This is a genomic window from Streptomyces triticagri (genome assembly GCF_003429565.1).
Lineage (GTDB): Bacteria > Actinomycetota > Actinomycetes > Streptomycetales > Streptomycetaceae > Streptomyces > Streptomyces triticagri.
Map to the genome: position 1 here is coordinate 56,932 of NZ_QUAK01000149.1, position 24,365 is coordinate 81,296.

25 protein-coding genes are annotated in these 24,365 nt (G+C 71.4%); 7 read left to right on the forward strand and 18 right to left on the reverse strand.

Features of this window, described 5'->3' with window-relative positions:
- Positions 1 to 393: 393 nt before the first annotated feature.
- The gene (locus DY218_RS34330) at positions 394 to 1,089 is read left to right on the forward strand and encodes an alpha-isopropylmalate synthase regulatory domain-containing protein (protein ID WP_158574112.1); all 696 of its coding nucleotides are present in this window, start codon (positions 394 to 396) and stop codon (positions 1,087 to 1,089) included.
- A gap of 29 nt (positions 1,090 to 1,118) precedes the next feature.
- On the opposite strand, the gene DY218_RS24610 is transcribed toward DY218_RS34330, so the two are convergent.
- The 8 genes from DY218_RS24610 to DY218_RS24645 are packed head-to-tail and all read right to left on the reverse strand — an operon-like array spanning position 1,119 to position 9,115.
- Positions 1,119 to 1,877, reverse strand: coding sequence for a ferredoxin reductase (locus tag DY218_RS24610; RefSeq protein ID WP_128558325.1), 759 nt, complete (start codon positions 1,875 to 1,877; stop codon positions 1,119 to 1,121).
- Positions 1,870 to 2,481, reverse strand: coding sequence for a sulfite oxidase-like oxidoreductase (locus DY218_RS24615; protein ID WP_128558326.1), 612 nt, complete (start codon positions 2,479 to 2,481; stop codon positions 1,870 to 1,872). The genes DY218_RS24610 and DY218_RS24615 overlap by 8 nt, the downstream gene beginning before the upstream one ends.
- Complete coding sequence (locus DY218_RS24620; RefSeq protein ID WP_128558327.1) at positions 2,478 to 3,776, reverse strand: amidohydrolase; 1,299 nt, start codon at positions 3,774 to 3,776, stop codon at positions 2,478 to 2,480. The genes DY218_RS24615 and DY218_RS24620 overlap by 4 nt, the downstream gene beginning before the upstream one ends.
- Positions 3,773 to 4,534 (reverse strand): nucleoside phosphorylase, encoded by a 762-nt coding sequence (locus DY218_RS24625; protein WP_128558328.1) that lies wholly within the window; start codon positions 4,532 to 4,534, stop codon positions 3,773 to 3,775. The genes DY218_RS24620 and DY218_RS24625 overlap by 4 nt, the downstream gene beginning before the upstream one ends.
- Positions 4,531 to 5,388 carry an ABC transporter permease gene (locus DY218_RS24630; protein ID WP_128558329.1) on the reverse strand — a complete coding sequence of 286 codons (858 nt, stop codon included), beginning with the start codon at positions 5,386 to 5,388 and terminating at the stop codon, positions 4,531 to 4,533. The genes DY218_RS24625 and DY218_RS24630 overlap by 4 nt, the downstream gene beginning before the upstream one ends.
- A complete protein-coding gene (locus DY218_RS24635; protein ID WP_128558330.1) occupies positions 5,388 to 6,470 on the reverse strand; it encodes an ABC transporter permease in 1,083 nt (360 codons plus the stop codon). The genes DY218_RS24630 and DY218_RS24635 overlap by 1 nt, the downstream gene beginning before the upstream one ends.
- A 1-nt stretch (position 6,471) precedes the next feature.
- Positions 6,472 to 8,091 carry an ABC transporter ATP-binding protein gene (locus tag DY218_RS24640; protein ID WP_128558331.1) on the reverse strand — a complete coding sequence of 540 codons (1,620 nt, stop codon included), beginning with the start codon at positions 8,089 to 8,091 and terminating at the stop codon, positions 6,472 to 6,474.
- Positions 8,072 to 9,115 (reverse strand): BMP family ABC transporter substrate-binding protein, encoded by a 1,044-nt coding sequence (locus DY218_RS24645; protein ID WP_128558332.1) that lies wholly within the window; start codon positions 9,113 to 9,115, stop codon positions 8,072 to 8,074. Before DY218_RS24645 ends, DY218_RS24640 begins: the two co-directional genes overlap by 20 nt.
- Before the next feature lie 338 nt (positions 9,116 to 9,453).
- On the opposite strand from DY218_RS24645, the gene mtnA reads away from it, so the two are divergent.
- Positions 9,454 to 10,485, forward strand: a complete 1,032-nt coding sequence (mtnA, locus tag DY218_RS24650; protein ID WP_128558333.1) for an S-methyl-5-thioribose-1-phosphate isomerase — start codon at positions 9,454 to 9,456, stop codon at positions 10,483 to 10,485.
- A gap of 32 nt (positions 10,486 to 10,517) precedes the next feature.
- Here the strand turns inward: mtnA and mtnB are convergent, their stop codons facing one another.
- The 3 genes from mtnB to DY218_RS24665 are packed head-to-tail and all read right to left on the reverse strand — an operon-like array spanning position 10,518 to position 12,420.
- Positions 10,518 to 11,120 carry a methylthioribulose 1-phosphate dehydratase gene (gene mtnB, locus DY218_RS24655; RefSeq protein ID WP_128558334.1) on the reverse strand — a complete coding sequence of 201 codons (603 nt, stop codon included), beginning with the start codon at positions 11,118 to 11,120 and terminating at the stop codon, positions 10,518 to 10,520.
- Entirely contained in the window at positions 11,117 to 11,839 is a 723-nt protein-coding gene (gene mtnC, locus DY218_RS24660; protein WP_128558335.1) for an acireductone synthase, read from the reverse strand. Before mtnC ends, mtnB begins: the two co-directional genes overlap by 4 nt.
- Positions 11,836 to 12,420, reverse strand: a complete 585-nt coding sequence (locus DY218_RS24665) for a 1,2-dihydroxy-3-keto-5-methylthiopentene dioxygenase (protein WP_128558336.1) — start codon at positions 12,418 to 12,420, stop codon at positions 11,836 to 11,838. The genes mtnC and DY218_RS24665 overlap by 4 nt, the downstream gene beginning before the upstream one ends.
- A 352-nt stretch (positions 12,421 to 12,772) precedes the next feature.
- Here DY218_RS24665 and DY218_RS24670 point away from each other — a divergent pair, with 352 nt between their 5' ends.
- On the forward strand, positions 12,773 to 14,449 hold the full coding sequence (locus DY218_RS24670; RefSeq protein ID WP_233521889.1) for a glycine/sarcosine N-methyltransferase: 1,677 nt from the start codon (positions 12,773 to 12,775) through the stop codon (positions 14,447 to 14,449).
- A 63-nt stretch (positions 14,450 to 14,512) separates the two neighbouring features.
- On the opposite strand, the gene DY218_RS24675 is transcribed toward DY218_RS24670, so the two are convergent.
- Together DY218_RS24675 and DY218_RS24680 are read right to left on the reverse strand one after the other, a co-directional pair.
- Positions 14,513 to 15,505 carry an SDR family NAD(P)-dependent oxidoreductase gene (locus DY218_RS24675; RefSeq protein WP_128558338.1) on the reverse strand — a complete coding sequence of 331 codons (993 nt, stop codon included), beginning with the start codon at positions 15,503 to 15,505 and terminating at the stop codon, positions 14,513 to 14,515.
- A gap of 63 nt (positions 15,506 to 15,568) precedes the next feature.
- Positions 15,569 to 16,723, reverse strand: a complete 1,155-nt coding sequence (locus tag DY218_RS24680; protein ID WP_128558339.1) for a UDP-N-acetylglucosamine--N-acetylmuramyl-(pentapeptide) pyrophosphoryl-undecaprenol N-acetylglucosamine transferase — start codon at positions 16,721 to 16,723, stop codon at positions 15,569 to 15,571.
- Positions 16,724 to 16,785: 62 nt separating this feature from the next.
- Between DY218_RS24680 and DY218_RS24685 the strand changes: the two genes are divergently transcribed.
- Entirely contained in the window at positions 16,786 to 17,469 is a 684-nt protein-coding gene (locus tag DY218_RS24685) for a response regulator transcription factor (RefSeq protein WP_128558340.1), read from the forward strand.
- Positions 17,466 to 18,884 carry a sensor histidine kinase gene (locus DY218_RS24690; protein ID WP_128558341.1) on the forward strand — a complete coding sequence of 473 codons (1,419 nt, stop codon included), beginning with the start codon at positions 17,466 to 17,468 and terminating at the stop codon, positions 18,882 to 18,884. Before DY218_RS24685 ends, DY218_RS24690 begins: the two co-directional genes overlap by 4 nt.
- Here DY218_RS24690 and DY218_RS24695 read toward each other — a convergent pair.
- From DY218_RS24695 to DY218_RS24700, 3 genes are all read right to left on the reverse strand, one after another.
- Complete coding sequence (locus DY218_RS24695; protein ID WP_128558342.1) at positions 18,863 to 19,501, reverse strand: disulfide bond formation protein B; 639 nt, start codon at positions 19,499 to 19,501, stop codon at positions 18,863 to 18,865. The two genes, DY218_RS24690 and DY218_RS24695, sit on opposite strands and share 22 nt — an antisense overlap.
- A gap of 1 nt (position 19,502) precedes the next feature.
- Positions 19,503 to 19,667, reverse strand: coding sequence for a DUF5993 family protein (locus tag DY218_RS34620; RefSeq protein ID WP_199566844.1), 165 nt, complete (start codon positions 19,665 to 19,667; stop codon positions 19,503 to 19,505).
- A 111-nt stretch (positions 19,668 to 19,778) separates the two neighbouring features.
- The gene (locus tag DY218_RS24700) at positions 19,779 to 20,849 is read right to left on the reverse strand and encodes an NAD(P)-dependent alcohol dehydrogenase (RefSeq protein ID WP_128558343.1); all 1,071 of its coding nucleotides are present in this window, start codon (positions 20,847 to 20,849) and stop codon (positions 19,779 to 19,781) included.
- Between the two features lie 103 nt (positions 20,850 to 20,952).
- Here DY218_RS24700 and DY218_RS24705 point away from each other — a divergent pair, with 103 nt between their 5' ends.
- Positions 20,953 to 21,540, forward strand: coding sequence for a TetR family transcriptional regulator (locus tag DY218_RS24705; RefSeq protein WP_128558344.1), 588 nt, complete (start codon positions 20,953 to 20,955; stop codon positions 21,538 to 21,540).
- Positions 21,541 to 21,591: 51 nt separating this feature from the next.
- Here DY218_RS24705 and DY218_RS24710 read toward each other — a convergent pair whose 3' ends face one another.
- Positions 21,592 to 21,894 (reverse strand): helix-turn-helix domain-containing protein, encoded by a 303-nt coding sequence (locus DY218_RS24710; protein ID WP_128558345.1) that lies wholly within the window; start codon positions 21,892 to 21,894, stop codon positions 21,592 to 21,594.
- A 66-nt stretch (positions 21,895 to 21,960) separates the two neighbouring features.
- On the opposite strand from DY218_RS24710, the gene map reads away from it, so the two are divergent.
- Positions 21,961 to 22,734, forward strand: a complete 774-nt coding sequence (gene map, locus DY218_RS24715) for a type I methionyl aminopeptidase (protein ID WP_128558346.1) — start codon at positions 21,961 to 21,963, stop codon at positions 22,732 to 22,734.
- Between the two features lie 31 nt (positions 22,735 to 22,765).
- On the opposite strand, the gene DY218_RS24720 is transcribed toward map, so the two are convergent.
- The gene (locus DY218_RS24720) at positions 22,766 to 24,319 is read right to left on the reverse strand and encodes an MFS transporter (RefSeq protein WP_128558463.1); all 1,554 of its coding nucleotides are present in this window, start codon (positions 24,317 to 24,319) and stop codon (positions 22,766 to 22,768) included.
- Positions 24,320 to 24,365: the final 46 nt, after the last annotated feature.

The window sequence follows — 24,365 nt, forward strand, 5'->3', positions numbered from 1 at the left end:
GGTCCGGTGGACGAGCTCATCCCAGGTGGCCATGGAGGTCCCCACTTCCGAGGCAGTGAACCGGTGATGCCGGGAAAGGTAGGACGGGTGTGCCGCCGGTCGCTTCGTCGCCGGCACCAAGGTGCGGGTGGGACCTTCGTGCGGGACGACGAAGTGGGAGTGCGAGCGGGCCGGCGTTGCCGCGGCCGCCGATGTGTGCCAGCATCTGCGCCATGCTGCACCGGCTCATTATCAGCTGGAGCGTGTCGGCACCGACGTGACCTGGAGGCGAACCCTCCACGGAGCGCACCGCCCACACGCAGACCTCTCGCATCCGCGAGGGGTCTTTTTGCTTTCCCCATCCGATGCCGGCGGCCACCTCCGTCCGGCACCTCAAGACAGGAAGCAGCCGCCATGCCCCATCACGACGTACGCGCCCTCGACGCCCCCGTGTTCCAGTGGGAGTCGTGGCGCGTCATCTCCGAGGACGACACCCGCCGGTCGGGAGCCGTCGACGCCACGGTCAGGATCCTCGTCGGGGGTGAGCGCGCCGTCGCGACCGCCGAGGGCAACGGACCGGTGAACGCCCTGGAACGGGCGCTGCGCCAGGCCCTCCTGCCCAGCCACCCCGCCGTCGCCCACCTCGAACTGGTCGACTGCACCATCCGCGTCGTGGAGAGCGGGCGGGGCACCGCAGGGCAGAGCCGAGTGGAGATGAGCGTCACCGACGGCCACGCCCTGTGGCGCTCGGGAAGCGTCTCGCCCAATGTGCTCACCGCAGCCTGCGCGGCACTGCAGCAGGGGTTCACCCAAGGCCTGACGCGCCGACCGGATCCGCACGCCGACGCGCAGCGCGGCCCGCTGCCGGACACCGGCCCGGTCTGCCGTCTCACCGTGACGGCCCGGCACAGCGGCGCCGCTCTCGCCCGTATCGTCGCCACCCTCAACGCCATCCCGGTGGGGGAGTTGACCTACGAGGTCTCCGGCACCGCACGGGCGACCGCCCGACTCGTGGTGCCGCGCGCCGACGCATCGCTGGCCCGCAGACGGCTCGATCGCATGGTGGACGTCCTGGCCGTCACCGAATCGGGGACGGCGGCGCAGCCGTGAGCACGTCCACCGGTAGCGGTGAGCCCGCGTCAGCCGAAGCGTTCGATGCGGATACGGTCCACCGGCTGGCCGAGGCCGACCAGGAGCCGGGACGCGTGCTCGGCGAACGCGTTGGAACCGCACACATACGCCTCCCACTCCGGGGCACCGGCCCCGAGGAGCGGCGCCACATGGTCCGCGGAAAGCCGCCGGCCTTCGCCCTCGCGGGTGAACACGGTGCTGGTCTCGTCCCCGTACTCGCCCGCGTACAGGAGCTCCGCACGGGTGCGTGCGGACACCAACAGGCGCAGCGGCACGTCGAGTTGCTGCCGGCGGTGATGGCGGAGCATCGAGATCAGCGGCACCACACCCGAGCCCCCGCCGAGCAGCAGCGCCGGCCGGTCGCCGGGCCAGGCGAAGAAGCCGCTCAGCGGGCCCCGCACCTCCATCTCGTCACCCGGCCGGGCGGCCGTGTGCAGATGTCCCGACACCTCGCCGCCCTCGACATGGTCGAGGGTGAGCTCGATGTACCCGGAGTCGTCGGGCGGTGAGGCGAGCGAGTAGTGGCGCTGTGCCGTGTACCCGTCCTCGGCGGTCAGGCGCAGCATCAGGTGCTGGCCCGGCAGATGGCCCTGCCAGCCGGGCACCGCGAAGCGGAAGGTGGCGGCCGTCGGTGTCTCCCGGCGGACCTCGGTGAGGGTGGCGCGCTGCCAGGTGGCGGCGGCCCGGTTGCTGGCGACGATCCTGCCGGGGACGGCGAATCGGGTACGAGATGTCCCGGCGGCAGCGGCCGCGGCGGTCTCAGTCACCGGCGTACCGCTGTTCTTCCCAGGGGTTGCCCCGCGCGTGATAGCCGTTCTGCTCCCAGAAGCCGGGCTCGTCGTGGTCGAGCAGCCGAAGGCCCGCGAGCCATTTCGCGCTCTTCCAGAAGTACAGGTGCGGCACCAACAGCCGTACCGGGCCGCCGTGTTCGGGCGGCAGCGGCGCATCCTGGTAGGTGAGCGCCAGCCAGGCCCGGCCGCCCGTGACATCGGCGATCGGCAGGTTCGTGGTGTACCCCGTGTGCGAGTACGCGACCACATGGGTGGCCGAGGCATCCGGACGTACCGCGTCGAGGAACGTGTCCAGCGGGATGCCGCCGAACCGCACCCCGAACTTGGACCAGCCGGTCACGCAGTGGATGTCGCCCTCGTAGCGGGTGGTGGGCAGCTGCTGCAGCTCCTGCCAGGTCCAGGTGCGTGGCTCGTCGACCAGCCCGTCGATCCGGAACGTCCAGTCCTCCGCGGCCAGTTCGGGCGTGACCTCGGCCGACAGGACCGGCCAGTCGTCGCCCGCGTCGTACTGGCCGGGTGGCAGCCCGGGGTTGTGCACCCGGGGGCGGCCGACGAAGCCGCGGGTGGCGCGGACGGTCATACGAGACCCTCCAGACCCGCGAGCACCGCTCCCTCGTCGAGCGTGGTGAGCGCCCGGTCGCGCATCAGGACCCGGCCGTCGACGACGGTGTCCCGTACGTCGGAGGCCTGGGCGGCGTACGCGAGCATCGACCAGGGGTCGTGACGCGGTGTGAGGTGCGGGCGGTCCAGGTCGAGCACGATCAGATCGGCGCGCTTCCCGGCCTCGAGGGACCCGAGTTCGGCGCCGAGACCCAGGGCGCGCGCACCTTCCACGGTCGCCATCCGCACCGCCTGTTCGGCGCCCACCGCGGTCGGGTCGCCGTCCGCCTTGTGCACGAGCGCGGCCTGACGCACCGCGCCGAGCAGGTCGAGGGTGTTGGAGCTGACGGCGCCGTCCGTGCCGAGGCCGACCGTCACTCCCGCGCTCAACAGCCGCGGCACCGGCGCGATCCCGCAGCCCAGCTTGAGATTCGACACCGGGCAGTGCGCCACCGAGGTACCCGTACGGGCGAGCGCGGCGATCTCCGCGCCGGTCAGGTCGACGGCATGCGCGAGCAGCACATCGGGGCCCAACAGGCCGAGCGAGTCGAGCAGTTCGACGGGCCGCTTGCCGTGCTGGACCTCGACCGTCGCGACCTCGGCGGCGTTCTCCGAGGCATGGATGTGGATCAGCGCACCGAACTCCCGGCCCAGGGCGAAGATCTCCACGAGCTGCTCGGGCGACAGGGTGTATGCGGAGTGCGCGAAGAGCACCGGCCTACTCCCGCCGGTGCGCGCCGCCAGGTCGCGGCGCGCCCAGTCGAGCCGGGTCTTGTAGGCGCGCGAGTCCGGCGGGTCCGGGACGTCCATGAAGGTGGGTCCGGTGAGCAGCCGCCAGCCGGCCGCGCGCGCAGCCTCCTCGGCGGCCTCGTGGAACCAGTACATGTCGAGTGCCGAGGTCACCCCGGCCCGTACGCTCTCCGCCACGGCGAGGCGGACCGCCGCCGTGACGTTCCCCGGATTGAGCAGCCTGGCCTCGGCCGGGATCACCCGCCCGAGGAACTCCTGGAGCGTCACGTCGTCGGCGCTTCCGCGCAGCAGTGTCATCGCGAGATGGGTGTGCGTGTTGATCAGGCCGGGCATCACGAGGCCGCCGCGGGCGTCGAGTTCGTCGGCGGGGGAGTACCTGGCCCGCAGTGCTTCACCGGGGCCGACCGCGACGACGACACCGTCCCGAACGGCGACCGCACCGTCCGGGATCACGGTCGAGTCCTCGTCCACGGTCAGCACCGTGCCCCCGTGGACGAGCAGATCCGCCCGCTCGTCGCCGCTCACCGGGCCTCGTCCCCGGCGAGCAGGCGCAGCGCGTCGAGCGCGACGGTGCTGCCGCGGGCCACGCCCTCGGCGACCACGTCCCGGTGCGGGTTGTATCCGCCGGTGCTGTCCTCGTCCACCAGCTCGTCCGCGTTCGCCCCGTCCACCACGAGCACGCCGCCGGCGACCAGGCCGCGCAGCGAGGCCGTCACATACAGCGCGGACAGCTCCATCTCGATCGCCGCGAGCCCCGCCTTCTCATAGGAGTCGAGCGGGATGAGGCCCGGCTGGAAGGCGGCCCGGGTCCACACCAGGCCACGGTGGTACGGAGCCCCGGCCGCGCGCGCCGCCCGCGTCAGGGCGAGCACCGCCTCCGGCGCGGACACCGCCGGATACTCGGCGGGCACCAGCTGCTGCGTCACACCGTCGTCCCGTACGCAGGCCTCGGCGACCACCAGATCACCGTCGGCGATCCCGGGGCGCATCGCACCGGCCGTGCCGAACCGGACGAAGGTGTCCACACCCGCGTCCGCCAGCTCCTGGAACAGCAGGATCGCGCCGGGCGCCCCCACGCCGTGCGAGGCGACGACCACCGGCAGTCCCTGCCAACTCCCGCTGAACACCCGGTACTCACGGTGGTACGACACCTCTTTGGCGTCCTCGAGCAGATCGGCGACGGCCGCCGCACGGGCCGGGTCGCCGACCACCACCGCCCGGGGCGGCAGGCCCGTGCGCGGTATCCGGGTGATGGGCAGCAGTTCGGCGGCGGGATCACTCATACAACGGCTCCAGTCTTGCGGCGGCGCTTCGCGGTGGTCAGGAAGAGGGCGATCAGGGTGACGACATAGGGCGCGGCGTCCGTCGCCTGCTGCGGAAGACCGAGGCCCTGCAGCCGGAAACCGGCGGCCTCCGCGAGCCCGAAGAGCAGCGCCGCGAGCAGCACACCGAGCGGCAGGGCGCGGCCCAGCATCACGGCGACGACAGCGATCCAGCCGCGGCCGGCCGTCATGTTCTCGGAGAACAACGTGACATTGCCCAGGGCGAGTTGGGCTCCGGCGAGTCCGCACAGGACCCCGGAGGCGAGCACCGCACCGTACTTGTACTTGGCCGGGCTCACCCCGAGCGTCGCGGCCGCCTCGGGTGTCTCGCCGACCCCGCGGAGCCGCAGACCCCAGGCGTGCCGGGACAGCAACACGGCCGCCACCGCGACCGCACCCCACGACAGCCAGGTCAGCGGCGAGAAGCCGGCGATCTCCCCGAGCCCCGCGAGGTCCGGGTCGTCGAAGGTGCCCTGCACACCGAAGACCGTACGCAGCAGGAAGCTCGTCAGGCCCACCGCGAGCAGGTTCATGGCGACACCGAGGACCACGGCATCTCCCTTGAGGGTGACCGCGCCGACGGCGAGGATCAGCGAGTACGCCGCCGCGGCGAGCGCCGCCGCGAGCACCCCGAGCCAGGGGCTGCCGGTGAACCAGCTGGTGGTGACCGCGGTGAAGCATCCCATCAGCATCATGCCTTCGAGGCCGATGTTGAAGACGCCCGCGCGTTCGCAGATCGCTCCGCCGAGCGCGGCGAGCAGGATCGGGGTGAGGGCGCGCAGCGCCGACAGGGCGAGATCGGAGTCGAGGAACATCAGGCGCCGACCTTCCGGGGGTCCTTCCGGCTTTCCTTCTGGGGTTCGTCGCTCTTCCTGCGCCGCCAGGTGATCCGCAGCCGGGCCGCCAGGAACACGATCACGATCGCCTGAAGGACCTGCGTCAACTCTCGTGGCACGTCGGTGGTCCGCTCCATGGAGAGACCACCGACCTGCAGCACGGCGAAGAAGAACGAGGCGAGCACGGTCCCGAGCGGTGCCGCGGCGGCGAGCAGCGCCGCCGTCAGGCCGGTCCAGGTGTAGCCGGGCGCGGTGAGCGACCCGTCCAGGAACCGGAAGGGGAAGGTGAGCACCCCTACCGCGCCGACGAGCCCGGCGATGGCACCCGACACCGCCATCAACTGCAGCGTCTGGCGCCCTCGTTCGACACCCGCATACGCGGAGAAGCGGCGGTTGAGCCCCGTCATCCGCATCTCGTAGCCGACCGTGGTGCGCGAGTCGACGACGTGGTACGCGACGGCCGCGAGCGCCACGAGGACCAGGCCGAGCGTCACCGTCGAGGAGCCGAAGGCGGGCAGCGCCACTCCGTCGGGCAGCCGCTCGGTCTGCGGCAGGCTGGAGCCGGGCTCCTTGAGTGGATAGCGCACCAGATACGAGGCGAGCGATCCCGCCGGATACGACAGGAGCAGACTGCTCACCAGGAGCGGCACACCGAACTTGATGTCGCACAGCGCGGCGAGCGCGGCGTACAGGGCGCCGCCCGCCATCCCGGCGAGGACGGCCAGGACGGTGGTCAACGGCGCCGGCAGCGGCGAGTACAGACCGACCGCGACCGCGGCGATGCCACCGAGCACCAACTGGCCGTCGCCGCCCAGATTGATGAGCCCGGCGCGCAGCGGGATCGCCAGGGCCAGGGCCATGCCGAGCACGCTGGTGCCCGTGGTCAGCGTCGAGCCGATGCCGTCCGAGCCGAGCGAACCGGTCAGCACCGCCTGATAGGCGGTCAGCGGGTCCGCGCCCGTGCCGATCAGGAACAGGGCGCCGATCACCAGGGCCGCGGCCACCGAGAAGAAGACGGGAGAGCGCAGCACGCGCGCGGCGGCGGGCAGGGTCGTCGCCATGTCAGGCCCCCTTCTCGGTCTGCGCGGTCTGCGCGGTCTCCTCGGGGCGCGCCGTCGGCGCGGTGCGGGAGGCCGGCACCACCGGCTCCGCCTCTGCCTCCGGCCGGGCGGAGTCGACACCACCGGCCATCGCGAGCCCGAGTGTCCGCTCATCGGCCTCGCCTTTCGGATACGAGGCCACGATCCGGCCCTCGTACATCACCAGGATCCGGTCGGCGAGACCGCGCACCTCGCTCAGCTCGGCCGAGACGAGCAGCACCGCGTGCCCCGCGTCGCGATAGGCGATCAGCTGCTCATGGATGTTCTGTACGGCCCCGATGTCGACACCCCGGGTCGGCTGCTCGACGAGCAGCAGCGGTGCGTCGTGCGCGATCTCCCGGCCGATCAGAAGCTTCTGCAGATTGCCGCCGGAAAGGGCGCTCGCCGCCACCCCGGGCGAGGACGCCTTGACGCCGAATCGCTCGATCAGCTTCACGGCGTGCTCGCGCACCGACTTCGGCGGCAGAACTCCCTTGTGGGACAGGGCCGTCCGGTGGTGTCCCATAGCCAGGTTGTCGGCCACCGATGCGGCCGGCGCGGTGCCGACCGCATGCCGGTCCTCGGGTACGTAGGCGAGTCCCTCCACGCGGCGTCGGGCGGCCGAGGCGTGCGTGATGTCACGTCCGGAGAGCATGACCCGTCCCGAGTCGACCTGCCGCAGACCGGCGAGCGCCTCGACCAGTTCGCTCTGGCCGTTGCCCGCCACACCCGCGATCCCGACGATCTCGCCCGCGCGCACGGTCAGTTCGGCGTCGTGCACACCGGCCGCCGTCAGGCCCGACACCCGCAGCACCTCTTCGCCGGGCGCGCCGGTCTCGTACACCCGGTCGAGGGCGACGGACCGGCCCGTCATCGCCGCGGCTATCTCGTCCGCCGTGGTGTCGGCGGTACGGAGGCGGGCGACCACGCGGCCGTCCCGCATCACCGTCACGTTGTCGCTGCCCTCGAGGACCTCGCGCAGCTTGTGGGTGACCAGGACGACGGTGCGGCCCGCGTCGGTCAGCGAGCGCAGCACCCCGAAAAGGGCGTCCGCCTCGGACGGGGTGAGCACGGCGGTCGGCTCGTCGAGGATGAGCGTACGGGCGCCCCGGTGCAGGAGCTTGAGGATCTCCACGCGCTGGCGCACACCCACCGGCAGATCGCCGACCCGGGCGTCCGGGTCCACCGCGAGTCCGTGCGCCTCGACGAGCTCGGCGACCCTGCGGCGCGCCGCGGCCCGGTCGACGAATCCGTAGCGTCGCGGCTCCGCCCCGTACACCACGTTCTCGGTGACCGTCAGCGAGTCGAACAGCTTGAAGCTCTGGTGCGCCATGCCGAGGCCCGCGGCCATCGCATCGCCCGGTGAGGCGAACGACACCTCGCGGCCGTCGACCTTCACCGTGCCTGCGTCCGGGCGCAGCATCCCGTACAGGACGGACATCAGCGTCGACTTGCCGGCGCCGTTCTCACCCATCAGGGCGTGGATCTCGCCGCGGCGCACGGCCAGGTCGACCCGGTCGTTGGCGAGAGTGCCGGGGAACTCCTTGCTGATGCCGATGAGTTCGAAGGCGGGCTCGGACGGGTCAGGCGGCTGCGGGGTCATCGACCTTCAGCTTCCCGTCCACGATCTCGTCACGCAGCTCCGCGATCTTCTTCAGGACATCCTCGTGCTTCGCGATCACGCACTTCGAGCCGGCCACATCCTTTTCGAGGCCGGTCAGCGTGATGCCGCCCTCCTCGAGGCCGTACGAGACGTTCTTGCCGGCGTCGCCGCCCAGGATGTGCTTGATGCCGTCACGGACCGCGACGTCGGTGCGCTTGACCACATTGTCGACGACGGTGCCGGGCGCCGACGGGCACTGGTTGACGTCCACGCCGTACGCGAAGGTGCCCTTCGCCTTGGCCGCCTCGAACACGCCGTAGTTGCCCGCCGCGGCCGCCGCCATGATGTGGTCGGTGCCCTTCGCGATCAGTGACCCCGCCTGCTCCTTGGCGCGCGCCGAGTCGTCGAACGGCGACTGCCCGCCCACGAATCGCGTACTGGCCCGGGCCTTGGCGTCGACGTGCTTCGCGCCCGCGGCGAACGGATCGCTGTAGCGCCGGAACTGCGGGGTGTCCAGGACGTCCACCGCGCCGACCTTGCCGCTCTTGCTCAGCAGCCCCGCCTCGGCGCCCGCGAGGAACACGCCTTCGTGCTCACGGAATGTGGCACAGGCGACATTCTCGAACGACTCCTTGGTGCAGGCGTCGACCATCAGGAACTGCTGCTTCGGATGCGCCTCCGCCTGCTGGGCCACCGCGTCCGCGAACTCGAAACCGACAAGGACCACGGCGTCCGGGGCGGCGTCCACCGCGGCCTGCAGATTCTGCTGCTGCGAGGCCGAGTCGGAGCTCTGGTACACCTTCGAGGTGCCGCCGTGCGCCTTGGCCGCCGACTTCACTCCGGTCACGGCGAGCTTCAGGAACTCGTTCTGACCCACCGGATCGGGGGTGACGAGCGTGAACGCCTTCGACCCCTTCTCGCCCGATTCGCCCTTCTTCGCGGCGGCGTTGCAGCCCGTCAGTACGAGCGCGGTGCCGGCGGCCAGTGCGGCGAACTGCAGAGTGCGGCGGGATCTACCAGGCATGACGGGGCCTTCCGGACGTGGTGCTGCTGGGGAGAAGGGAATGCGGGTCTTACGGGGACAGAGGTGCGCCGGGTGCGAGTTCAGCCGCAACAGGCGTCGCTTGAGCACCGGCCGTGGTCGAGGAAGCGGCGCATCGTCAGCAGCACGGGCCCTCCTCGCCGTTGTCGTCCCGGTGTCGTACCGGCGCTGTCCCGGTGCGGTGGAGCAGGAGGGTAGCACTGCCGCTCGTACCCCTGCGCGAGTGTCTCGAACTGTGGTTCGCGCTGGTCATGTACGGTGTCGCGCACCCTTGGGCGCCCCGACCGCGGTGTCCGCGCCCGGAGATTCAGGAGAACCGCATGTCCCAGGAATTGCGCGCCGTCGAGTGGACCGGCGATGCCCTCGCACTCATCGACCAGACCGCCCTGCCGCACCGCACCGAGACCCTCCGGGTCCGCGACGTGGACGGCCTGGTGGACGCCATTCAGCGCCTGGTGGTGCGCGGCGCCCCCGCGATCGGCGCGGCCGGTGCGTACGGCGTCGCCCTCGCCCTGCTGCAGGCCGAGCGTGAGCACTGGGACGGCGAGCGGCTGCGGGCCGGGATCGCCCGCATCCGGGCGGCCCGACCCACCGCCGTGAATCTCATGGTGTGCGTGGATCGTGTGGCGGCCCGGCTCGACGACGGCCTGGACGCCGTCCTCGCCGAGGCCGATGCCGTACAGCGCGAGGACGTCGAGGCCAACCGCGCGATGGGCGTGCACGGCGCGGACTGGCTGATCGAGCGGGTCGCCGAGGACCGGCCGCTGCGGCTCCTCACGCACTGCAACACCGGCGCCCTCGCCACCGCCGGCTGGGGCACCGCCCTCGGCGTCATCCGTGAACTGCACGCCCGCGGCCTGGTGGAGCTGGTCCACGCGGACGAGACCAGGCCGCTGCTCCAGGGCTCCCGCCTCACCGCCTGGGAGCTGGTCCAGGAGGGCATCCCGCACCGCGTCCAGGCCGACGGGGCCGCGGCCGGCACCATCCTGCGCGGCGAGGTGGACGCGGCGATCGTCGGCGCCGACCGCATCGCGGCCAACGGCGACACCGCCAACAAGGTCGGCACCGTGGGCATCGCCCTCGCCTGCGCGGACGCCGGCATCCCGTTCCTGGTCGCCGCGCCCACCACGACGGTCGACCTCGCCACACCGGACGGCTCCGCCATCCACATCGAACTGCGCGGCGAGAACGAGGTGTTGGAGTGGGGCGGGGTCCGCACCGCACCCGCCGAGTCACGGGGCCACAACCCGGCCTTCGACGTGACACCCGGCCGCCTGGTCACCGGACTGGTCACCGAGCGCGGAGTGCTCGAGGTGTCGGCGGGCGAACTGCCGGGGGAGCGGCTGGCCTGACAGCCGGCGGGCGGGCGCCCCCTGCGCGCGAACTACCGCTCGGTCAGAGCGAGTTCAAGCAGCCACTCCACGACCTCGGTGTGGTGCCGCGCCTGCCGCGGCGAGTCGCCCCACACATACAGGCCGTGCCCGGCGACCACCACCGCCGGCATCCGCTCGTCCCGCGCCGCCTCCAGGCGGTCGCCGAGCACCTTCATGTCCTGGCTGTTGGCGATCACCGGCAGCGTCACCTCGGTGTCGTGCGCGGGCTGCCCGACGCCCTTGAGCATCTCCAGGTCCTTGAACACGATGCCGCCCGGCTCCCGCCGGCCCATCGCCACCGACGCCACCGTGTGCACATGCACCACCGCGTTCGCACCGGTGAGCGCCGCGACCCGGGCGTGCAGCTCGGCCTCCGCGGACGGCTTCCCGCCGTCCACCGCGGCGCCGTCCCCGTCCACCAACACCACGTCCGAGGACGTCAGTTCACCCTTGTCGTGCCCGCTCGCCGTGACCGCGAGACGCAGCGGGTCACGCGACAGGACGGCGGACAGATTGCCGGACGTCCCGCGCATCCAGCCGAACCCGGCGAACCGCGCCGACTCCTCGGCGAGTATCGCCCCGGCCTCCTCGAGCTGCCCGGTCGTCGTCGTCACTGCGTGCTCCTCGTGCTCAGGGTGATCTCGTCGAACGTCGCCACCGCAGGGTGGTCGCCGACGCCTTGCTCGTAGTACGGCTCTCCGGGGCGCCGCACACCGACGGCCCGCCAGCCCGCGGCGCGCGCCGCGTCCAGCTCGCCGGGCCGGTCGGACAGGAAGAGGGTGCGCCCGGCGGGCACGCCCAGGGCCGCGGTGATCCTGCGGTACGACTCCGCCTCCTGCTTGGGCCCCGCGTTCTCGGTGTCGTACAGGCCGTCGACCAGCGGCAGCAGATCGCCCTCGGGACTGCTCGCGAACCACGCACGCTGCGCGGCCACCGACCCCGACGAGTACACCGAGAGCCCGATGCCCGCCGTGTGCCAGGTGCGCAGCACCGGCAGCACATCGTCGTAGAAGTGCGAGACCAGATCGCCGCGTGCGAAGCCCTCGGCCCAGACGATGCCCTGCAGGGTCTTCAGGGGTGTGGCCTTGCGGTCCTCGTCGAGCCAGCCGTTCAGGACCTGCTCGATACGGGCCGCGTCCGCGTCCGGCTCACCGATCAGATCCCGCACCTGTCCGATCGCGCGCGCCACTTCGGGCTCGTCCGCGCGCTCGGTCAGCAGCGCACCGAAGCGCTTCCGGGAGTACGGATAGAGGACGTCGACCACGAACCCGGTGGCGCTGGTGGTGCCCTCGATGTCGAGCACCACTGCGTCCACGTCGTACTGCACACTCACGCCAGGTGCCCCGCGGCGATCGTGTCGAAGTCGGGGAAGCGGTCGGCGATCCGGTCGCCGGTGAAGTTGCCGATCCAGCCGTCCTCCTCGTGGAAGAACCGGATCGCCGTGAACGACGGGCGCGTACCCATGTCGAACCAGTGCGTCGTACCGCGCGGCACCCCGAGCAGATCGCCCTTCTCGCAGAGCACGGCGTGCACCTCGCCGTCCACGTGCAGATAGAAGATCCCGGAGCCCGAGACGAAGAAGCGCACCTCGTCATCGTCGTCGTGCGTGTGCTCCTGCAGGAACTTCTCCCGTGCGGCCTTCGCCTTGACGGGGAATTCCGGGTCGTCGCTCGGGTGCAGACCGAGGACGTCGACCGTGGTGAAGCCCTCCTCCGCGTTGAGCTTCGCTATCTCGGGCCCGTACGCGGCGAACACCGTGTCGCTGTCCGCGTCGGCCGGTACGTCCTCGCGGATCGGCCACTGCTCGTAGCGGACCCCGATCGGGGCGAGCGCTTCCTTGATCGCGACCGGGTCGGCGGTGCGGCGCACCTCGGTCTCCGGACCGGATTCGGGCCAGGTGGTGAGGAGAGTCATGAGAACTCCAAGGAGAGAGAACGGAAGCGGCAGCAAGGGGACGCCTGCTGTCGTCACGCCTCGCTGTCCCGGGAGCGTCGGCCGGTCTCCGGATCGTATCCCCACCCACCGACCGACGTCAGACGGCACCTGTTCCGTCTCACTCTCCGAGAAAGAATCTCCGCCGGGAAACCCGCTGGCCAGGGCGGCGATTCGCGTCAACGACGCATATGTATACGGCTGTTGGGCGCATAGAACGGGCGTTCCCTGGATAGCCATGCGCTCAGACCGTGCGCACCCGGGGCCACAGACCGAGCCGTGGCGGGACTGTCGTGCCCGGGCAACACTCCCACAACGGAAGGGTTCCTCCACCGTGCAATCGGCCCAAGAGTTCGGCGACAACCCCGTAGAAGTACGCGAGACCGGGCACTACACCGAGGAATACGTCCCGAGTTTCGTCGAGAAATGGGATTCCCTCATCGACTGGGAGAAGAGAGAGGAGAGCGAGGGGAACTTCTTCATCGACCTGCTGCGCAAGTGGGGCGTGAAGAGTGTGCTCGACGTCGCCACCGGCACCGGATTTCATTCGGTGCGACTGCTTTCCGCCGGATTCGACACCGTGAGTGCGGACGGCAGCGCGGACATGCTGGCGATGGCCTTCGAGAACGGCATGAAGCAGGGCGACCACATCCTGCGCGTGGTGCAGGCGGACTGGCGCTGGCTCAATCGCGACGTCCACGGCGAGTACGACGCCATCGTCTGCCTCGGCAACTCCTTCACGCACCTCTTCTCGGAGCGTGACCGGCGCAAGGCGCTCGCCGAGTTCTACGCCATGCTCAAGCACGACGGAATCCTCATCCTCGACCAGCGCAATTACGATGCGATCCTGGACGACGGCTACACCAGCAAGCACACGTACTACTACTGCGGCGAGGACGTCAGCGTGGCGCCGGAGTACGTCGACGAGGGCCTGTGCCGGATGCGGTACGAGTTCCCGGACGACTCCGTGTACCACCTCAACATGTTCCCGCTGCGCAAGGACTACGTGCGCCGCCTGATGTCGGAGGTGGGCTTCCAGCACATCGAGACGTACGGCGACTTCCAGCACACCTACCGCGGTGAGCAGCCGGACTTCTTCGTGCACGTGGCAGAGAAGGAGTACCGCATGGACGACGAGAAGGAAGGCCGGTACTCGGGAGCGGTCGGCACCGCCCGCAGCTACTACAACTCGTCGGACGCCGACACCTTCTACGCCGCCGTGTGGGGCGGCGAGGACATCCACATCGGCCTCTACGAGAGCTCCGAGGAACCCATCGCGGACGCCAGCCGCCGCACCGTGCAGCGGATGGCGGAGAAGCTGGACCTCGAGCCCGGCTCCGTGGTCCTCGACCTCGGTTCGGGGTACGGCGGCTCGGCGCGGTACCTGGCCGGCACGTACGGCTGCCGGGTCCTCGCGCTCAACCTGAGCGAGGTGGAGAACCGGCGGCACGAGGAGCTGAACTCCGCCAGCGGGCTCAGCGACCGGATCGAGGTCGTGGACGGGTCCTTCGAGGACATCCCCTACCCGGACGACTCGGTCGACGTCATCTGGTCCCAGGACGCCTTCCTGCACAGCGGGAACCGCGTCCGCGTCCTCGAGGAGATCGCCCGGGTGCTGCGTCCCGGCGGACAGCTCGTCTTCACCGACCCGATGGCGGCCGACGACTGTCCGAGCGGTGTGCTGCAGCCCATCCTCGACCGCATCCACCTCGACGACATGGGCTCACCCGCCTTCTACCGCCGCGAGCTGACCCGGCTCGGATTCACCGCCGTCGACGGCGGGTTCGACGAGCACCGCGAGCAGTTGGTGGCCCACTACGCCCGCGTCCTGAAGGAGACCGAGCAGCAGGAGGCCGAGGGCCTGGCCCGCAAGGTCAGCCACGAGTACCTCAGCCAGATGAAGAAGGGCCTCGACCACTGGGTCGACGGTGGTCGTGCGGAGCACATCACCTGGGGCATCTTCCACTTCACGCTGGACGACTTCCACCTGAGGCTCGACGACGCGGGCTGACGCACACCGGACGGGTCGGTGGCCGGCGGACGACTCCGCCGGCCACCCCGGAACCTGCGCGGCTCATACCGCGTAACGGTCCGCGGCGAACAGGTGCAGGTTCTCCTCGACCCACGCGGAGGTGCGCCGGAGCCCTTCCCCGAGGGAGACCTCGGGCCGCCAGGAAGTCCACTGCAGTGCACGGGAGTTGTCCGAAAGGAGCCGGTGCACCTCGCTGCCCGAAGGGCGCAGCCGTGACGGGTCCACGACGACCTCCGCGTCCCGGCCCGAGGCGGCGATCAGCTCCTCGGCCAGCCGGCCGATGGCGATCTCCTGCCCGGAGCCGAGATTGACCACCTCACCGAGCGCCCGGTCGCACGCGGCGGCCGCGAGGAAGCCGGCCGCGGTGTCGGTGACATAGGTGAAGTCCCGGGTCGGGGTGAGCGATCCGAGGCGTATCTCCCGGGCCCCGGAGTGGAGTTGGGCGAGGATCGTCGGGATCACCGCACGGGCGGACTGCCGTGGACCGTAGGTGTTGAAGGGCCGTACGACCGTGACGGGCAGCTCGAAGGCGTGCGCGTGCGACAGCGCCATCATGTCCGCGCCGATCTTCGACGCCGAGTAGGGGGACTGCGGCTGCAGCGGGTGGTCCTCCGCGATCGGCGCGGTCAGCGCCGTGCCGTAGACCTCGCTGGTGGACGTGTGCACAAGCCGGCGGACCGCGTGCCGGCGGCAGGCCTCGGCCACGTTCTCGGTGCCGACGACATTGGTCGCGACGTACGCGCCGGGGGAGTCGTAGCTGTACGGGATGCCGATGAGCGCCGCGAGATGGAAGACGGTGTCGCAGCCCTCCACGACGTCCATCACCCGGCCCGCGTCACGGACGTCTCCGCTGACCGTCTCCACATCGCCGGAGTGCAGCAGATGAGCCAGATTGCCCTTCTCCGCGTACGGCTTGTAGTGCGTGAACGCCCGTACCTGCGCGCCGAGTTCGACGAGCAGGTCGACCAGGGTCGAGCCGATGAATCCCTCGGCTCCGGTGACCAGGACCTTACGGCCGTGCCAGGGGCTGTGCATGATGGTTCCTTCTCGTTTCGTCGGGGAGGGCGGCGCGCCGGCGGGTGCGCCGCATGGCGTACGTCAGTGGGATGTGCTGCGCCGCGCCCGCGGGACGTGCCCGGCGAGCCGCAGCACGCGCAGCGCGATCCGGTCGGCCGCCACCGCATGCCCGCCGGGATCCGCGGAGTGCGCCATCGCGGCGAGCCGCTCCGGCGTCTCGAACAGCGGGGTGACGAGCCGGTGGAGACTCTCGCCGCTGGTCCGGTGGTCGGGCAGCAGCAGACCCTGACCGGGGTCCGAGACGACGCGTGCGTTGTGCGTCTGGTGGTCGCCGGGCGCATGCGGATACGGCACCAGGACCGCCGGCATACCGGTCGCGGCGAGCTCCGCGACCGTCGCCGCCCCCGCCCTGCACACCACCAGATCGGCGGCCGCGTAGGCGAGGTCCATCCGGTCCAGATACGGCACCGCATGGGCGAGCAAGTCGCCACCGGTCGCCCGGAGTCGACTGCGAGCGTCCGCGAGGCCCGCGGGCCCGGTCTTGATCAGCAGCCGGTACGGGCGCCCCTCGCGGGCCCAGCGCGCGGCCAGGTCGAGCGTCGCCGAGGTGAGTCGGGCGGCGCCGAGGGAACCGCCGTTCACCAGGAGCAGACGCTCGTCCGGCCGGACGCCGAGGGAGGCGCGGGCCTGCGGCCGCAGGGCCGCCCGGTCCAGGCCGGCCAGCGGACCGGTCAGCGGCATGCCGATCACCTCGCCGCCGGGCAGCTGCTGCCGCCCGTGCTCGAAGGCCAGCGCTATGTGCGGCGTCAGCCGCGCGGCGAAGGCATTGGCGCGGCCGGGCACGGCGTTCGACTCGTGGACGAGCGAGGGCAGCCCGGACAGCTTCGCCGCGAGCATCGCCGGGGCGCTCGGGTACCCGCCCATGCCGACCACCACCTGCGCGCCCTGCTCCCTGAGCACCGCGCGGGCCTGCCCGGCGGAGCGCAGCAGGGCGGCGGGCAGCAGGTAGCGGCGCGCGCCGAGCGACGGGTCGAAGGGGATCATGTCGACGGTGTGGAGCCGGTACCCCGCCGCGGGGATCAGACGCGACTCCAGGCCGCGTGTGGTCCCCACGAACGAGACGACGGCATCGGGCACCGCCCGCCGCAGGGCGTCCGCGATCGCGAGCCCGGGATAGATGTGCCCACCCGTACCGCCCGCGCCGATGACGACGGAGAGAGTCTGCTCAACAGTCATGCCGCAACGCTGGCGGAGCGGTCTAAGAGGTATTTAAGAGCGGTTTCGGCATGCTGGTCCGCATGCGCACCACGATCCTGGTCGTCGACGACGACCCCGAGGTCCGGGCCGCCCTGGACGACGTCCTCACCCTGGAGGGCTATGCCGTGCACACGGCGCCCGACGGCCATGCGGCACTCGCCGAGGTCGCCGCCGGGGAGCCGGACGCACTCGTCCTCGACGTGATGATGCCGGTACTCGACGGACTCGCCGTCTGCCGCCGCCTCCGGGCGCTCGGCGACCGCACGCCGATCCTGGTGCTGACCGCCCTCGACTCGGTCCACGACCGGGTCGACGGCCTGGACGCGGGCGCCGACGACTATCTGGTGAAGCCGTTCTCCCTGGACGAACTGCTGGCCCGGCTGCGGGCCCTGCTGCGCCGAGCGACCCCGGACCCGGTGGCACCCGGCCCGCCCGGCTTCGCCGACCTCGCGGTCGACCCCGCGACGCGGACGGGCCGGCGAGGCGGCCGCTCCCTCGAGTTCACCCGTACCGAATGGGCGCTGCTCGAACTGCTCCTCAGACACCCGGGGCAGATCCTCACCCGCGAGACCCTGATGGAGCACGTCTGGGGCCGCGACCTGGGCCGCGACTCCAACTCCCTCGCCGTGTACGTCGGTTACCTGCGGCGCAAGCTGGAGGCCGACGGCGCGTCGCGCCTCGTCCACACCGTGCACGGCGTCGGCTACCGCCTGGACACCCGGTGAGCGGGCACCGCGCCCGCCGGCGCCGTCGTGCACCCCTGCGCCGGCGTCTCACCCTGGCCGCATCCGCGGCGGTCGCCGTGGTGGCGGTCGCGCTCTGCGCCGGCGCGTACGCGATCGTGCACTGGGAGCTGGAACGCCAACTGCGGCTGCAGCTCACCCAGTCGGTGGCCCGCCTCGGCGTCGACCGGGACGAGCCCGCGGAGTACGGAACGCTCTCCGGCGAATGCCGCTACCTCGCGGCGCCGGCCTGCGCCCAGCTCGTGCCGGCCGACCCGGACCGTGATCGCGGGGACCATCTGCTGCCGGTCACCGACGAGGTGCGCGAGGCGGCCGCCGGCCGGCAGGGGCCGTTCTATTCCACGGGCACCGTGGACGGGCACCCGCTTCTCGTCCTCACCCAGAACCACGGCACCGACCGCGCCGTCCAGGTCGCGCTCCGCTCCGACGGCGTGGATCGCTCCGAGCGGCGCGCCGCCTGGCTGTTCGCCGGACTCGGCGGCGGCGCGGTGCTGCTCGCCGCCGGACTCGGATACTGGGTCGCGCGCACCGGTCTGGCACCCGTGGCCCGCCTCACCGCCACCGCCGAGCGGATCACGTCGACCCGCGACGCCGGACACCGCATCGAGCTGCCCGAAGGGCGCGGCGAGGACGAGATCACCCGGCTCGCCGCAAGCTTCAACGGCATGCTGGAGGCCCTGGAGGATTCCGTCGAAGCCCGGCGCCGGCTCGTCGCCGACGCATCCCATGAACTGCGCACGCCCCTGACCTCGTTGAGCGCCAACGCCGAACTGCTCGGCCGGTCCGAGCGGCTCTCCCCGGCCCAGCGGGACCGCGCCTGCGCCGCTGTGGTGCGCCAGGCACGCGGTATGACCGGACTGGTCAACGACCTCATCGAGCTGGCCCGAGGAGAGCAGCCGCCCACGCAGGCCGAGGCGGTCGACGCGGTCGCACTGGTGCGCTCAGCCGTGGAGTCCGCGCGCGGACACTGGCCCTCGGTGGTGTTCAGGGTCGCCGTGCACAAGAGCCCGCGGCTGGTACACGGCGATCCGGCCCGGCTCGATCGCCTGCTCACCAACCTCCTCGACAACGCGGCCAAGTTCTCGCCGCCCGGCGGCCCGGTCGAGGTGGCGCTGACGGCCGAGGCCGAGCACCTCATCCTCACCGTCCGCGATCACGGGCCGGGCATCGCGCCCGAGGACCAGCCGTATGTCTTCGACCGCTTCTACCGGTCACGCTCGGCCCGCGCCCTGCCCGGCTCGGGCCTCGGCCTCGCCATGGCCCAGCAGACCGCCCGCGCCCACGGCGGCCGTCTGACCGCCGGCGACGCCGGCGAGGGAGGCGGCGCGGAACTCCGCCTCCGGCTGCCGTATCTGCCCGCCGGCCCGGAGCGCGGTCAGTCCAGGATTCCCACCTGATAGAAGAACTCGTAGCGCGTGGGGTCGTCCGGCAGGAACCAGTGGAAGCCCTCCTCGAAGAAGACGGCCACCAGATTCACGGCGATGACCACGCCGGTGAACCAGAGCACGCCGAGCCCGAGCATCCGGTACGCACCGGACGAGGGGATGTCGTTGTCCGAGGTGAGATGGGCGAGCGCCATGACGACACCGATCGCCACCACCGAGGCCATGAAGAGGATCCACGCCCACACGTACATGTGCAGACCGAGCACCGGACTGCCGTAGCCCTCGTCGCCGGGCAGGATGTGCAGCATCGTCTGGCGCCACGCGGTGAAGCCGCCGCCGATGCAGGCGACCAGGGCGAGCCCCCAGCCCATCATGTAGTCGCGGCCGGTGATGCCGCCCGTCATGCCCTTGCGCACGATCACCCCGGCGCCGAGCGCGGCGAGCAGCATGAACATCCGCTGGATCATGCACAGCGGGCAGGGGTAGTCCCAGCTGATGAACTGCACCCCGAGTCCGGTGCAGACGATGGCCGTCCAGCCGGCGGCGAAGAGGCAGGCGAACCAGTACTGGACCTTGCCGAGCGGCCCGGCCGCCTCGGTGTCCCGGAGGTATGCGGTCGTGGCGGCCATGTCAGTAACTCAGCCCGAGACCGAGGCTGCTGGTGATGTGGTGCGACAGCAGCACCCCGACGGCCGCGATCACGACCCACCAGCAGACGAGCAGTACGGTCCGGCCGCGCCGGCGATAGAGCACCAGCCAGGTGGCGAGCAGGCCGCCGAAGATGAGGGTGTCCATGCCGGCGGACGGTACCGAGCCGGTGTCCGGCCGGTGCGGGAGCACGCCGGATACGGCCTCGAAGCCCACGGAAGGACGACACGGCGGCCGGGCCACCCGGCCGAGCCGCTCTCAGCGGCGGTCGAGTTCACCGTCCGGAGCCCGGTCCAGGTCCGCCATGTCCAGTACGAAGCGGTACCGGACGTCGTTGCGGCGGAGCCGGGCGAGTGCCGTGTCGACCTGTGCCGAGGGAAGTACCTCGACATCGGCGACGATGCCGTGCGCGGCGCAGAAGTCGAGCATCTCGGCCGTCCCCGCGCGGCCGCCACTGCCCGCGGAGCTGAGCTTCTTCCGTCCGACGAGCAGGTCCATGACCTCGACGGTGACCGGCCCCAGATGCCCGAGGTGGCTGAGCGTGCCGTCCATCGCCACCAGCTTCAGATACGGGGCCGGGTCGTGGGGCGCGGAGACGGTGTCGATGACGACGTCGAAGCTGTCGCGTACGGCTGCCATCCGCGCCTCGTCCGTGGAGACGACGAGATCGCCTGCGCCGAGCCGCAGGGCGTCCTCGCGCTTGTCCGGGGTGCGGCTGAGCACCGTGGTGTCGGCACCGAGTGCCACCGCCAACTTGACCGCGAGATGGCCGAGTCCGCCGAGCCCCGCCACGGCGACCCGAGTGCCCGTACCCACGCCGAGTGCGCGCAGCGGCTCCCACACGGTGACTCCGGCGCACAGCAGGGGCGCGGCGGCGGCGGCATCCAGTCCGTCGGGAAGCCGGTGGGCGAAGGCGTCGCGCACGACGTACTCACGCGAGAAGCCACCCAGTGTGGTCGTCCCGTCCTGCCGATCGGTGCCGGCGTACGTCAGTGTCGGGAAGGAGTGGCAGAAGTTCTCCTGTCCCGCCGTGCACATGGCGCACGCCCCGCAGGCGTCGACGATGTTGCCCACCGCGACGCGGTCGCCGGCGGTGAAAGCGGTCACCTCGGAGCCCGTTTCGCTCACCACACCGGTGAGTTCGTGGCCCGGCACCAGCGGCGTCCCGGCGCGCGGGTCGTACTGGCTCAGCGCCTGCAGATCGGTGTGGCAGACGCCGCAGTAGTCGACCCGGACCGCCACGTCGTGCGGGCGCAGGTCACGGCGTTCCAGCGGCACGCGGCGCAGCGTGTCCGGTCCGATCGCCCGCAAACCCGTGGTCGTACGCACAGCAGCGCCTCCAGAACGAACTGTTCGGTCTATGTGCGCTGTCGAGGCTAGGTGTGATGACGCGGCAAGGCAAACCAACTGTTCTGTTTGCTAGGGTCGGCGCATGCCGGAACAGCCCCAGACCTCGCGAGGCGCCGCGACCTATCGGCGCATCGTGGAAGCCGCGACCGAGGAGTTCGCCCAGCACGGCATCGCCGGTGCCCGCGTCGAGCGCATCGTGAAGTCCGCGCGCACCAACAAGGCCCAGCTCTATGCCTACTTCGGCGACAAGGAGCAGCTCTTCGACGCGATCTTCCTCGACTCGCTCGAGCGCATCACGGACGTCGTCCCCATCGACGCGGACGACCTCGCGGGCTGGGCCGTGCGTCTCTACGACGAGTATCTGCGCCGCCCCGACCTCATCCGGCTCGCGACCTGGACCCGCCTCGAACGCCGGCCCGCCGGTCACCTGGTGGAGACCCACGAGCACTACGACGACCGCAAGCTCACTGCGATCGCCGAGGCCCAGGCCGCCGGGCGGGTCCGGGCGGGCGACCCGTTCGACCTGATGGCCATGGTGATCGCCATGTCCATGGCCTGGTCCCCGGTGAGCAATGTCTACGCGGCCACCGACCGCGAGGCCGCCGAACTGCACGAGCGCCGTCGCGAGCTGCTCCGTGACAGCGTGCGCCGAGTCACCGCGGCCGACTGACGCCCGCGTACCGCGCTGCGTGGCTGACGGGCGTCCGGGTGACCGGCCCGGTCATGCAGGCAGTTGAGCCCCGCGGTCGGGCACGGCGGCGCTCTGCCCGGCGTGCCTCTCGGGCCCGCTGATCTCCGCCCACACCGCGTCGAGGGAGAGGCCGAGGACGTCGGCGATCGCCGCGATGGTCGGGAAGGCGGGGGTGGCGACGCGGCCCGACTCGATCTTCCGGAGCGTCTCCGGCGAGACGCGGGCGTCGAGTGCGACCTCGAGCATGGAGCGATGTCCCCTGGCGCGACGGAGGAGCGCACCGAGGCGCTGTCCGCGTTCGACCTCTGCGGGGGTGAGCGGCAACCTGACCATGCCGCCGATTGTAGTACCGGTATAGTATGGCCGGTATAATTATTGGCCGCATCGGAGAGGCGCCGCATGATCGAGATCCTGAACTCCACGCTGCTGGACCGGGCGAAGGACACGGGCGCCCTGGTCGCCGACATCCTGCAGACACTGCGGAGCCGCACCGCGGTCGGCACGAACCTGCTGGACATCGACCGGTGGACGCAGGCCATGATCCTCGAGGCGGAAGCGCAGTCCTGCTACGTCGACTACGCACCGTCCTTCGGCCGCGGCCCGTTCGGCCACTACGTCTGCACCGCGGTCAACGACGCGGTGCTGCACGGCCGCCCGTACGACTACGCACTGGCCGACGGTGATCTGCTCACCCTCGACCTCGCCGTCTCCCGGGGCGGAGTCGCCGCGGACGCGGCCATCAGCTTCCTGGTGGGCGACGCGAGGCCCGCCGAGAGCGTCGCCATGATCGAGACGACGGAGCGCGCACTGGCCGCGGGGATCGCCGCCGCCGGGCCCGGGGCGCGCATCGGCGATCTCTCCCATGCGATCGGGACGGTCCTCGATGCGGCGGGGTACGCGATCAACACCGAGTTCGGCGGCCACGGCATCGGCTCGACGATGCACCAGGACCCGCATGTGGCCAACTCCGGTCGCCCGGGCCGTGGTTACCGGCTCCGGCCCGGACTGCTGCTCGCCCTGGAGCCCTGGATCATGGCGGACACCGCGCAGCTCGTGACCGATCCCGACGGGTGGACGCTCCGCAGCGCGACGGGCTGCCGCACGGCCCACAGTGAGCACACCATCGCGATCACCGAGGACGGGGCCGAGATCCTCACGCTGCCTTCGCGATAGTCAGGAGGCGCCGGTATCCACCGCCCGGTGATCACCCCGCCGGGGTTCGATCCCCCGGGCCGCGCAGGACGATGTGGGCGAACAGCGCGGCCAGTACGGCGGCGCCCACCCACATGGACTGCTGCCAGCCGTCGACGAAGGACTGCTGTGCGGCGTGCAGCAGTTCCGGCGCGTGCGAGCCGCTCCTGGGCGCGACCTCGACGGCATGGGCGATGCCTTCGCGTGCGGTGTCCGCGGCCGGGCCCGGTACGCCGTCGAGCCTGTCGTCCATGGCGCTGCGGTATCCCGCGGCCAGGAGCGCGCCCAGCACGGCGACCCCGAGTGCGGTGCCGAACTCCCGGGTGACGTCGTTGAGCGCGGAGGCGACTCCCTGCTGGGCGCGGGGCAGCGAGGCCGTGATGGCCTCGGTGGAGGGCGTCATCGACAGGCCCATGCCGATGCCCATCGCGAGCATGCCGGCCAGGACGGACAGGTAGCCGCCTTCGACGGAGACGAACAGCGCCATCAGGGCCAGGCCGAGAGCGGCCAGGGCGATACCGGCGGCCATGGTGGCGCGTGCCCCGATCCTGGCGGCCGTCCTGGGAGCCAGGCCGGACGTCAGCATCATCATGACGGCCATCGGCATCATCGCGAGCGTGGACAGCAGCCCGGACCAGCCCAGGACGGCCTGGAAGAAGGGGAAGAGCACGACGGCGATGCCCGCCTGGACGCCGAAGACGACCAGCAGGGTGATCGAGCCGCCGGCCAGGCCGCGCTCACGGAAGAGGCGTACGTCGAGAAGTGCGGCGTCGCGGCGGTGCAGCTCCCGGGCGACGAAGACGGCGGCGGCGACGACGCCGACGGCCAGACCGATCAGGGGCACCGGTGCGGTCCAGCCGCGTTCGGGTCCCTCCTGCAGGACGAAGATGAGGCCGGTCACGGCGACCACGGAGAGCAGCGCACCGATGGTGTCGAAGGAATGCGCCGAGCGCTCACGGGAGTTGGGCACCGACCTCAGTGTCATCGCCAGGGCCACGGCGGCCAGTACCACCGGCAGGAGGAACAGCCACCGCCAGTCGGCGACATCGACGAGGAGGGCGGACAGAAACATGCCGACGATGCCGCCGCCTCCGGCGACGCCCGTCCATACACCGATCGCCCTGCCCCGCTGCTCCTCGGGGAACGTACTGGTGATGACGGCCAGCGTGATCGGCATGATCATCGCGGCGCTGACGCCGGCGGCCGCCCGGGCGGCGATCATCACCCCGGCCGACGGGGCGAGTCCTGCCGCGATACCGGCGGCGCCGAACAGGGCCAGCCCGGCGACCAGCATGGGCTTGCGGCCCAGGCGGTCACCGATCGCGCCGAGCGGCAGCAGCAGTGCGGCCAGGGCGAGGGTGTAGATGTTGATGATCCACAGCACGGTGCTCTGCGAGGCGCCGAACTCCACGGCCATGTGCGTCTGGGCGACGTTCAGCCCGGAGACCGACGCGATGACGGCCATCAGCGCGACGGAGACGGCGATCAGGATCGTGCGCAGCCGGCGCGCATTGGGTGCGTCCGCGTCGCTTGCGTCTGCCGCCTGTGGATGCTGGTGAGTACGCATCATTTCCTTCCGAAGGCCCCGAGCGAGGCATGCCGCAGCAGTGCCG

Bases quoted from the DNA above. Each gene is read 5' to 3' on its own strand.
- DY218_RS34330 (WP_158574112.1), top strand. From the start codon at position 394: ATGCCCCATCACGACGTACGCGCCCTCGACGCCCCCGTGTTCCAGTGG.
- DY218_RS24615 (WP_128558326.1), bottom strand. From the start codon at position 2,481: ATGACCGTCCGCGCCACCCGCGGCTTCGTCGGCCGCCCCCGGGTGCAC.
- DY218_RS24625 (WP_128558328.1), bottom strand. From the start codon at position 4,534: ATGAGTGATCCCGCCGCCGAACTGCTGCCCATCACCCGGATACCGCGC.
- DY218_RS24630 (WP_128558329.1), bottom strand. From the start codon at position 5,388: ATGTTCCTCGACTCCGATCTCGCCCTGTCGGCGCTGCGCGCCCTCACC.
- DY218_RS24635 (WP_128558330.1), bottom strand. From the start codon at position 6,470: ATGGCGACGACCCTGCCCGCCGCCGCGCGCGTGCTGCGCTCTCCCGTC.
- DY218_RS24640 (WP_128558331.1), bottom strand. From the start codon at position 8,091: ATGACCCCGCAGCCGCCTGACCCGTCCGAGCCCGCCTTCGAACTCATC.
- DY218_RS24645 (WP_128558332.1), bottom strand. From the start codon at position 9,115: ATGCCTGGTAGATCCCGCCGCACTCTGCAGTTCGCCGCACTGGCCGCC.
- mtnA (WP_128558333.1), top strand. From the start codon at position 9,454: ATGTCCCAGGAATTGCGCGCCGTCGAGTGGACCGGCGATGCCCTCGCA.
- DY218_RS24665 (WP_128558336.1), bottom strand. From the start codon at position 12,420: ATGACTCTCCTCACCACCTGGCCCGAATCCGGTCCGGAGACCGAGGTG.
- DY218_RS24675 (WP_128558338.1), bottom strand. From the start codon at position 15,505: ATGCACAGCCCCTGGCACGGCCGTAAGGTCCTGGTCACCGGAGCCGAG.
- DY218_RS24680 (WP_128558339.1), bottom strand. From the start codon at position 16,723: ATGACTGTTGAGCAGACTCTCTCCGTCGTCATCGGCGCGGGCGGTACG.
- DY218_RS24685 (WP_128558340.1), top strand. From the start codon at position 16,786: ATGCGCACCACGATCCTGGTCGTCGACGACGACCCCGAGGTCCGGGCC.
- DY218_RS24695 (WP_128558342.1), bottom strand. From the start codon at position 19,501: ATGGCCGCCACGACCGCATACCTCCGGGACACCGAGGCGGCCGGGCCG.
- DY218_RS34620 (WP_199566844.1), bottom strand. From the start codon at position 19,667: ATGGACACCCTCATCTTCGGCGGCCTGCTCGCCACCTGGCTGGTGCTC.
- DY218_RS24705 (WP_128558344.1), top strand. From the start codon at position 20,953: ATGCCGGAACAGCCCCAGACCTCGCGAGGCGCCGCGACCTATCGGCGC.
- DY218_RS24710 (WP_128558345.1), bottom strand. From the start codon at position 21,894: ATGGTCAGGTTGCCGCTCACCCCCGCAGAGGTCGAACGCGGACAGCGC.
- map (WP_128558346.1), top strand. From the start codon at position 21,961: ATGATCGAGATCCTGAACTCCACGCTGCTGGACCGGGCGAAGGACACG.
- DY218_RS24720 (WP_128558463.1), bottom strand. From the start codon at position 24,319: ATGCGTACTCACCAGCATCCACAGGCGGCAGACGCAAGCGACGCGGAC.